This is a genomic window from Streptomyces tateyamensis (assembly GCF_003205575.1).
GTDB classification, from domain to species: domain Bacteria; phylum Actinomycetota; class Actinomycetes; order Streptomycetales; family Streptomycetaceae; genus Kitasatospora; species Kitasatospora tateyamensis.
Genome location: NZ_PYBW01000082.1, coordinates 70,368 through 70,907 on the forward strand (window position 1 = coordinate 70,368; position 540 = coordinate 70,907).

General features: G+C 75.9%; 1 protein-coding gene and 1 pseudogene (1 of these 2 cut by a window edge). Both read left to right on the top strand.

From position 1 onward, the window contains the following. Positions 1–200: pseudogene (gene bioB, locus C7C46_RS22235) on the top strand (biotin synthase BioB); it begins 1,106 nt to the left of the window's first position. Continuing rightward, positions 200–540: aminotransferase class III-fold pyridoxal phosphate-dependent enzyme (locus C7C46_RS22240; protein ID WP_181442464.1), on the top strand; the 341-nt coding region annotated here is incomplete at its 3' end. The pseudogene bioB and the gene C7C46_RS22240, both read left to right, overlap by 1 nt.

A 540-nucleotide genomic window follows, 5' to 3' on the forward strand; every position in this document is an offset into this window, starting at 1 on the left:
AGAACGCGGCGGCGGGCGGCTGCGGCGGGCACGCCGGCGGCGGCTGCGGCCCGTGCGGCGACGCGCACCGGGCACCGGCCGCGCAGGCCGTGGCCGCTGCGGAGCCGACCGGCGCCGACGCCGAGCCCGGTGAGCTCCGCTCCGACCTGGTGAAGGTGCGCCGTCGCGGCGCCGGTACCGAGCTGGCCCCGAACGCCTGATGCTCCAGCAGAACCTCACGTCCCAGGCCCTGCTCGAGCTGGACCGCGCGCACGTCTGGCACCCGTACGGGCCGATGCCCGGCAAGGTGCCCTCGCTGGTCGTCGAGTCGGCCGCCGGGGTGCGCCTGCGGATGGCCGAACCGGTCGGCGGGCACCGCGAGTTGATCGACGGCATGGCCTCCTGGTGGGCGGCCGTGCACGGCTACAACCACCCGGTGCTCAACCAGGCCGCGCACCAGCAGCTGGACCGGATGAGCCATGTGATGTTCGGCGGGCTCACCCACGAGCCCGCCGTGCGGCTGGCCGCCACCCTGGTCGAGATCACCCCCGAGCCGCTGCA